Annotated in this window: 8 protein-coding genes; all 8 read left to right on the top strand. The window is 52.8% G+C overall.

What is annotated here, in order from left to right:
- Nucleotides 1–221 precede the first annotated feature (221 nt).
- Nucleotides 222–1,526 carry a diaminopimelate decarboxylase gene (gene lysA / locus COY37_RS02795; RefSeq protein WP_286678313.1) on the top strand — a complete coding sequence of 435 codons (1,305 nt, stop codon included), beginning with the start codon at nt 222–224 and terminating at the stop codon, nt 1,524–1,526.
- A 33-nt stretch (nt 1,527–1,559) separates the two neighbouring features.
- Nucleotides 1,560–2,843, top strand: coding sequence for a homoserine dehydrogenase (locus COY37_RS02790; RefSeq protein ID WP_286678314.1), 1,284 nt, complete (start codon nt 1,560–1,562; stop codon nt 2,841–2,843).
- Nucleotides 2,844–2,846: 3 nt separating this feature from the next.
- A complete protein-coding gene (gene thrC / locus COY37_RS02785; protein ID WP_286678315.1) occupies nt 2,847–3,896 on the top strand; it encodes a threonine synthase in 1,050 nt (349 codons plus the stop codon).
- A gap of 14 nt (nt 3,897–3,910) precedes the next feature.
- Nucleotides 3,911–4,822 (top strand): homoserine kinase, encoded by a 912-nt coding sequence (gene thrB / locus COY37_RS02780; protein WP_286678316.1) that lies wholly within the window; start codon nt 3,911–3,913, stop codon nt 4,820–4,822.
- Between the two features lie 222 nt (nt 4,823–5,044).
- Entirely contained in the window at nt 5,045–5,854 is an 810-nt protein-coding gene (locus COY37_RS02775) for a metallophosphoesterase family protein (protein ID WP_286678317.1), read from the top strand.
- Nucleotides 5,806–7,236 carry a CobW family GTP-binding protein gene (locus tag COY37_RS02770; RefSeq protein WP_286678318.1) on the top strand — a complete coding sequence of 477 codons (1,431 nt, stop codon included), beginning with the start codon at nt 5,806–5,808 and terminating at the stop codon, nt 7,234–7,236. The genes COY37_RS02775 and COY37_RS02770 overlap by 49 nt, the downstream gene beginning before the upstream one ends.
- A complete protein-coding gene (locus COY37_RS02765; protein WP_286975981.1) occupies nt 7,226–8,209 on the top strand; it encodes a hypothetical protein in 984 nt (327 codons plus the stop codon). The genes COY37_RS02770 and COY37_RS02765 overlap by 11 nt, the downstream gene beginning before the upstream one ends.
- A gap of 13 nt (nt 8,210–8,222) precedes the next feature.
- A partial coding sequence (gene fsa / locus COY37_RS02760; protein ID WP_286975978.1) for a fructose-6-phosphate aldolase occupies nt 8,223–8,804 on the top strand: 582 nt, incomplete at its 3' end.

Here is an 8,804-nt window from a genome sequence, read left to right as displayed (position 1 = left end):
CTAAAGGGCCACGGATTTTTCAACCACCACATAAGCGATAAGCTCCGGCCCACGTCGCTCAATTTCGGCTACGACAAGGGCACCACCGGAAGGCCGGGATGTTTAGCACTGCCCATGAGCTTTGACTTCGTAAAGTTAGCTATGTTAAACTTATGGGGTTGGTAGCCCTTTATTGCAGGCTGTTCTGCGCAATTATCCGAATCCTCAGGAGGTTTGTTTCTTTGGTTTTACCAATTACGGCCAACATCAATTCATTAGGCCACCTGGAAATCGGCGGATGCGATACCGTTGAGCTTGCACGGCAGTACGGAACGCCGCTGTTTATCATGGACGAGGCAACACTCAGGGGCCAGTGCCGCACCTTTATGCAGGCGTTTGGCGCTAAGGGTATCGAGTTTGACGTCGTCTATGCCAGCAAAGCGTTTAGTTGTACCGCCATGTGCCAGATCGCGAAGCAGGAGGGCCTGGGGCTTGATGTTATGTCGGGCGGTGAGCTTTATACCGCGATCAAAGCGGGTTTTCCGATGGATAAGGTGCTTATGCACGGCAACAATAAAACCCCGGAAGAACTTGCTCTTGCGCTTGATAACAACATCGGGCGCGTGGTGGTGGACGGCTTTCATGAATTGGAGCTTTTGGATAAGATCGCCGGGGAAAAGGGTAAGGTTCAGCCCATTCTTTTAAGGATAACCCCCGGGATAAAGCCGCAGACGCATAGCTATATCCAAACCGGTCAGATCGATAGTAAATTTGGGTTTGGATTGCAGGACGGCCTTGCCATGAGTGCTGTAAAAAAATCGCTTGAGCTTAAAAATGTTGAGCTTAAAGGCCTGCATGCGCATATCGGATCGCAGATATTTGAGCTTGGTTCTTTTGCAAAAGCGATTGAGATCATTATGGAATTCGTAAAGCAGATTAAGGATGAGACCGGGTTTGTCGCCCGCGAGTTCAATGCCGGCGGCGGGCTTGGTATACAATATAAAGCGGTCGACGAACCGTCGACCATCGAGGAGTTTGCAAGTGTAGTCGTAGACGGCGTGGTACGGGAGGCGCAGCACCTCGGTTTGCCTGTTCCCAAGATTATGGTAGAGCCGGGTCGCTCGATCGTGGCAAACGCGGGTGTTACTTTATATACCGTCGGCACGATCAAGGAAATTGCGAATATTCGCACGTATGTCTCGGTTGACGGGGGCATGTCCGATAACTTACGCCCGATGCTTTATGGGGCGGTTTACGAGGCGCTTCTAGCCAACCGGGCACAGGAGAAAGCGACGACCATGGTGACGGTGGCGGGTAAGCATTGCGAATCGGGCGATATTCTGGTGCGCGACATCGAGCTTCCGCACCCGGAAGCGGGCGACATCTTGTGCACGCCGGCAACCGGGGCCTATGGCTATGTTATGGCAAATAACTACAACCGCCAGCCACGTCCGGCAGTTCTGTTGGTAAATAACGGGGAGGCCCGAGCAATCATCAGGCGCGAAACGTTTGAAGATTTGGTCAGGTTGGATGCAAGCATAGAATAAAAACTTTACAATTACTGTGGGGATGGTTTGAACGTGAAGAAAAAGATTGGTGTTGGAATTATCGGATATGGGACGGTCGGTTCCGGCGTATACCATATACTGACTACGAAATCCCGTAAGCTCTCCACCCTTTCGGGGGCCGATATCGATGTCGTCCTGGTGGCCGAGAGGGACCGGGACAGGATGAAAGGCAAGGTCCCCGAGCAGATTTCAACGGCCGACGCCTATGAGGTAATTAACCATCCCGATATCGATGTGGTCGTTGAAGTGATCGGCGGCATCGAGCCCGCATATACGTTTATTAAGCAGGCGCTGCAGAATAAAAAGCACGTTGTGACCGCGAATAAGGCGCTTATGGCAAGTCGTGGCGGGGCGTTGCTTGAGCTGGCACAGGAGCAGGGCGTCGACCTCTACTTTGAGGCGAGCGTCGGCGGCGGCATCCCGATTATCCGGCCGCTGAAGCACAGCTTGGCCGGAAACGCCATCCATCGCGTTATGGGTATCGTCAACGGAACCACCAACTATATTCTTACGAAAATGGCCGAGGAGGGCTCTTCTCTTGACGAGGCGCTTAAAGAAGCTCAAGCCCTAGGCTTTGCGGAGGCCGATCCGAGCGCAGATGTCGAGGGCCACGATGCTGCCGCTAAAATAGCCATCCTGGCTTCCATCGCGTTCAACAGCCGGGTGACCGCCGATAAAGTTTACACCGAGGGTATCATGGGTATTACTCCCGAAGATATCGCTTACGCCAAAGAGATGGGCTATATCATTAAGCTACTCGCGGTGGCCAAGGAAGACGATGAGGGCATGGAGGTGCGCGTGCACCCGACCATGATTCCGGCCAAGCACCCCTTGGCTTCGGTAGCGGGCGTTATGAATGCGATCTTCGTTGAAGGGGATGCGGTGGGCGAGGTTATGTTTTACGGGCCGGGCGCCGGCAGTCTCCCCGCGGCGAGCGCAATCGTGGGTGATGTCTTTGAGGTCGCGTTGAATATCAGCCTCAATAAAGTGGGCAGCATGACCTGCGGCTGCTTCGAGCACAAGAAGGTAAAAGCGGTTGATGATATCGAATCGCGTTACTATATGCGGCTCGATGCGCTTGACAAGCCTGGAGTGCTTGCAAAAATCGCAAAGGTGCTTGGCGACAACAACGTAAGCATCGAGACCGCCATACAGAAGAATACACGCGACGGTCACGCTGAGCTGGTATTCGGCACGTATCTGGTGAAAGAAAAGAGCATGCGCAGGGCGCTTAAAAAAATAGAACAACTGGATGTTGTGGCAGAAGTCGGCAATATTCTACGAGTGGAAGGCTAAGAGATGGCGTGGAAGGGACTAATTAGAGAGTATTGGGATTATCTTCCGGTAACGGATAAGACGCCGGTGTGTACGTTGCTTGAGGGCAACACGCCGCTTATCCCGTCGGTGAACATAGGAAAAGAGCTTGGAGTCGAGCTGTATTTTAAATACGAGGGGCTTAACCCCACCGGTTCCTTTAAAGATAGGGGAATGACGGTTGCTTTAAGTAAGGCACTTGAGGATGGCTCAAAAGCCGTAATCTGCGCATCGACCGGTAACACCAGCGCCTCTGCTGCGGCATATGCGGCGCGTGCGGGGATTCGGTGTGTCGTGCTTATCCCGGAGGGCAAGATCGCCCTGGGTAAGCTGTCTCAGGCGCTTATGCACGGTGCGGTTGTCGTGGCGGTTAGGGGTAACTTTGATGCGGCCCTAAAAGTGGTGCGCGAGCTTTCCGAGGCGTACCCGATTACTCTGGTCAATTCGATTAACCCATTCAGGATCGAGGGGCAGAAGACCGCGGCGTTCGAGGTCTGCGATGTTCTAGGGCAAGCACCGGATTACCTCTCTATCCCGGTCGGCAACGCCGGAAATATCACCGCTTACTGGCGGGGTTTCAGGGATTATGCCGCAGCCGGTAAGATCGATACGCTGCCCAAGATGATAGGGTTCCAGGCGGCGGGTGCGGCCCCGATAGTTCTCGGGCACCCCGTTGAACAGCCCGAAACCATAGCGACCGCCATCAGGATAGGTAATCCTGCGAGGTGGCAGGAAGCCGAAGCCGCAGCAAAAGACTCGGGCGGCTTTATCGATATGGTAACCGATGAAGAAATACTTGAATCGTATAAACTTTTGGCCGCGACCGAAGGCGCGTTTGCCGAGCCGGCATCCGCCGCGTCGGTTGCGGGCTTACGTAAGATGATCTCCATCGGCCGCGTCCCCAAAGGGGCAAAGGTGGTCTGCGTGCTTACCGGCCACGGACTGAAAGACCCCGATACCGCTATAAAATCGGGCGGAACGCCCATCGAGACAGAGGCGACGTTCCCGGCCGTGGAAAAGGTTATCTTCGGATAGGTAAGGGATACAAGTTGGTCGAAGTAATAGTCCCAGCAACGTCGGCGAATTTAGGGCCGGGCTTTGATGTATTGGGCTTGGCGCTCAACATTTACAACAGCTTTGAAGTGGAAGAGATCGAAAGCGGTCTTGAGATCGATATCCTTCAAGACGGCGGTCCCAGGCCGTCCGCCACCGAGAACAATCTCGTATTAATATCTGCAAAACGCCTGTTTGAAGAGGTAGGTTTCAGCTTCAAGGGGCTTAAGATAACCATCAAAAACGATGTCCCTATGGGCCGCGGGCTCGGTTCGAGTTCGACGGCGATCGTGGGTGGGCTGATGGCGGCAAACGAGCTATCCCATGCGAACGTGCCCAAAGAGAATCTATTCGAGATCGCCGCCGAGATAGAGGGCCATCCCGATAACGTCGGGCCGGCGATCTTTGGCGGGTTTACCATCTCGTACCCGGTTGATGCAAACCACCGGATCGCATCCTATGCGCCCTCGGAAAAACTAAAACCGCTGCTTCTTATCCCGGGCACCATGCTTGAGACGAAGAAGGCGCGCGGGGTGCTGCCGCGAGATATCTCAATGGGCGATGCGGTTTTTAATATTTCGCGCTCGAGCTTGTTGGTTGCGGCGTTACTAGAAGGAAACGCCGGTCTACTTGCTACAGCCATGCAGGATAAATTGCACCAGCCTTACCGGGCGCCTCTGATACCGGGCTTGCTTGAGATCATCCGGCTGGTAGGGCGCATACCGGGCGCGGGAATGGCACTAAGCGGCGCAGGGCCGAGCTTAGTGTGCATCATCGACAGGTCTGAAGAAGCGCATATCGTTGAAGAAATTAATCAAGCGCTTGCCGACATAGAAAGCGATCAGGATTATTCGATTAGGCAAGCCGAATTTGATTTGGAAGGCGCGCGCGTTATCTCGAGAAATTAGCAGCCAATATTTCGGTAGCGAACTCTCACAAGCGGCGACGTCAAGATTGCGACCGAAGTTCGATAATGGTTGACCAACCGGCCAGATTAGGTAAAATAAAGGCAGATTTATAAAGCACACCTATAATATTTCTCAAGAAGGTAATTCTTGACTCTATTTTTTGTTATCTTCGCCTACAAATCCAATGGACGACATTTAGTGAAAGTGAGAAGGGTGAATTCTATGGCTGATGACGGCGTAATAACTATTGCGCATATCTCAGACTTGCACGTCGGCTCCCAATATTTTATCCCGAATTTGATGAGCCGAACGATAGAGGAGCTAAACGAACTCAGGCCAAATGCCGTAATTTGCACCGGAGACTTAACAAACGAGGGCTTCAGACAGGAATACGCGACGGCGCAGACGTTCCTCTCCACGCTCGAATGCGAAACGCAGTTGTTCCTGCCGGGAAACCACGACTCGCGTAATGTTGGCTATGTGCACTTTGAAGAGCTTTTTGGCCAAAGGGATAGCGTGCTGTCGTTTGACCGCATCCGGGTGGTCAGCGCCGACTCAAGCGAGCCGGATTTAGACAACGGAAGGATCGGCCGGGAACGCTATGGCTGGGTCCGGGATGGGTTCAAAGACGAGGGGTTCTTTAAAATATTTGCGCTTCATCATCATCTGCTTCCCGTACCGGGGACGGGCAGGGAGCGAAGCATGGTTCACGACGCCGGGGACTTGCTCGAAGTTCTCATCCAGAGCGGCGTCGACCTTGTTTTGTGCGGGCACAAGCACGTCCCGTACGTATGGCGCCTGGAGAATCTCGTGGTGGTGAACGCGGGAACGGCCTGCACGCTGCGACTAAGAGGCAGGACCAAACCCTGTTATAACATTATCCAGATCGATCCCGATGATAAAGTAAAGATATTTAGGAAATATCCCTATGGTTCGCAGGAACTCATCGCGGAGTTTTCGTGCGATGAGCGCAAGTATTGTAAGTGGGAAAAAGTCGAGGCCGGAGCGTTAACTGGAGGTGGCTTGATATAGCCCGTGTTATTGCCTTAATCGACGGCGAGCACTACCCACCCGTTATTAAATCAGCCCTTGATGTCCTTAAGAACCAGTATGATTATGAGGTGGCCGGGGCGGTATTTGTCGGCGGGGTTGAAAAAATATCCGAAAAGGGCGACTTCGACGACCTCGGTTGCCCGGTCGTTAAAGAGACGGAACCGCTCACGGGCATTATGACCGCAATCGAGCGGTTTACACCGGAAATGGTTATCGACCTAAGCGACGAGCCGGTTATCGATTACAAAAAACGGTTCTTATATGCGAGCCACGTGCTTACCAAGGGTATCCCGTATATCGGCGCGGATTTCTGGTTTTATCCACCCGTGTTTCAAGATGTGCTGGAAAAGCCATCCTTAAGCGTAATCGGTACGGGAAAGAGGGTTGGCAAAACCGCAATCGCAGGGTATATTTGCCGGTGTCTCGACGAGACGGGTTTTAATCCCGGCGTTATCGCTATGGGGCGCGGTGGCCCGCAATCGCCCGAGATGATCGCGGGGCGCGAGATCGAGCTTACCCCGCAGTTTCTACTGAATTTGGCGCGCTCGGGTAAGCATGCGGCATCGGATTATCTGGAAGATGCCCTGACCAGTAGAATTACCGCAATTGGCTGTAGGCGCTGCGGGGGCGGTCTGGCGGGGCAGCCGTTTGTCTCAAATGTCGCAGCCGGGGCGAGACTGGCCAACGAGCTTGATGTGGATTTTGTGGTATTGGAGGGATCCGGCTCGGCGCTTCCGCCGGTATTGGCCGACGCCTACGTTCTTATCATCGATGCCGGCCAGCCCATTGACTACATCGGCGGGTATTTTGGTACATATAGAGTATTACTCTCAGATTTGATAATACTCTCAATGTGCGAGCCGCCGTTGGCCGATAGGGATAAGATCGAGCAATTGGATAAAATTATTCGTGAAACTAAGCCGGAAGCTAGAATTGTTCATACCGTATTTCGGCCCAAACCACTGCATCCGATCGACGGCAAGAAAATTTTTCTTGCAACTACGGCCCCCGCTTCGATGAAGGGTAAACTCATCAGGCACCTGGAGCAAACCTATGGGGCTGAGGTGGTCGGAGCAAGCAGCAGCCTGTCGAACAGGAAGGCGCTCAGGGAAGAGATCGATGCCGCCAGGGGAACGTTTACAGCGCTTCTCACCGAGCTTAAAGCGGCGGCGGTGGATATAGTAACCAGTGTGGGGCTGGACTTAGGACTCGACGTTGTTTATATGGATAACATCCCGGTAACAATCGGGGGCGACGGCGAACTTGAAGATCTGGTCAATTGGATCGGCAATAAGGCTGAAACTAATTTTGCAAGGCGGAAAGAAGTTGGACAAAGGGACGGAAAAAAAGATGGACACTAACATTGATAAAGACACGAATAAAGATAAGGATGTCCCTCAACAAATCGTGATTAGCGATGATCAGCACGGCTTGCCATACTCAAAGGGACTGATGGCATCTGCGCTTATGGCAACGGGTCTTCCTCCGAGTCGCTCTTACGAGATAGCCCGGCTGATACAGCGCCAGCTCGTGGATGACGGGCGCTTTTCAATAAAGGTAGACGAACTGCGAGAGCTTGTTTACCATGTGCTTCTCAAACACCAGGGAAAGCTTTACGCGAATAAATACCGGCGCTGGCAGGCGCTTCTAAATGTCGACCGGCCCATCATAGTGCTGGTAGGCGGCACCACCGGAGTAGGTAAATCGACGATTGCAACCGCGGTGGCGCATCGTCTCGGTATCACGCATGTCGTTGCGACGGACTCGCTTCGCGAGGTCATGCGCGCTGTTTTATCAAAAGACCTGATCCCGTCTTTACATGAATCATCGTTCATGGCGTGGAAGGCGGTTAACAAGTCGTTTGAGAAAGACCCGCTTATCAACGGTTTTATCGAGCAGGTTAAGATCGTCTCGGTAAGTATCAGGGCGGTTGTCGACAGGGCTATCCGTGAAGGCCAAAACGTCGTTATCGAGGGCGTTCACGTCGTACCGGGGTTTATCAACACCCCGATGTACGAGAAGGCATTTGTTATCCCGATGATCATCACCGTCGATGATGAGGACCTGCACCGCAGCCATTTCTATATCAGGGAGTTGCAGACCGAAGGCGCGAGACCCTTTGAGCGGTATAAAGAAAACTTCGAATCGATTCGAAGAATCGGCGATTACATAAACAACCTGGCGAGAGAATATGACATATCGGTCATATCGAGCCATAGCCTGGATACGACGATAACCGGCGCTCTCGAGCAGGTCCTCAATCATGTGTTAGGACCGCCGGAAAATGAGGACAAAACGGCGATGAGCGTGCTCGACCGGGAGGATTTTGAATAATCGGGAGGAATAGATGAAACTTTTTATCGATACCGCAAACATCGAGCACATTAAAGAGATGCATTCTCTGGGCATAATCTGCGGTGTTACCACAAACCCGAGCCTCTGCAGCAAGGAGGGTAAGGATTTCAAGACGTCGATAGCGGAAATCGCAGCAATCGTCGATGGCCCGATAAGCGCGGAGGCAATCAGTATGACGAGGGACGGCATTATTCAGGAAGCGCGCGAACTTGCAGCGATAGCCCCGAACGTCGTCGTAAAAATTCCGATGATGGAAGAAGGTCTTGCCGCAACCAAGCAACTCAGCTCCGAGGGGATCAAGGTAAATATGACCCTTATCTTCTCTGCGAACCAGGCGATGCTGGCGGCGCAGGTCGGCGCGGCGTACGTCAGCCCGTTCATCGGACGCCTGGATGACATCGGGCATGATGGCATCAAGGAGCTTGACAAAATCGTGTCAATCTACGATAAATATGATAGTAAGACAGAAACCATATCAGCCAGTATTAGGCATCCTCTTCATGTGATCCAATCAGCGCAAGTTGGCGCAGATATAGCGACAGTCCCATATAACATACTAAAAGCTATGGTCAAG

Source organism: Candidatus Aquicultor secundus, from assembly GCF_002791875.1.
GTDB classification, from domain to species: domain Bacteria; phylum Actinomycetota; class Aquicultoria; order Aquicultorales; family Aquicultoraceae; genus Aquicultor_A; species Aquicultor_A secundus.
This window is presented reverse-complemented; position numbering and strand designations above follow the sequence as displayed.

Bases quoted from the DNA above. Each gene is read 5' to 3' on its own strand.
- thrC (WP_286678315.1), top strand. From the start codon at position 2,847: ATGGCGTGGAAGGGACTAATTAGAGAGTATTGGGATTATCTTCCGGTA.
- COY37_RS02765 (WP_286975981.1), top strand. From the start codon at position 7,226: ATGGACACTAACATTGATAAAGACACGAATAAAGATAAGGATGTCCCT.
- COY37_RS02775 (WP_286678317.1), top strand. From the start codon at position 5,045: ATGGCTGATGACGGCGTAATAACTATTGCGCATATCTCAGACTTGCAC.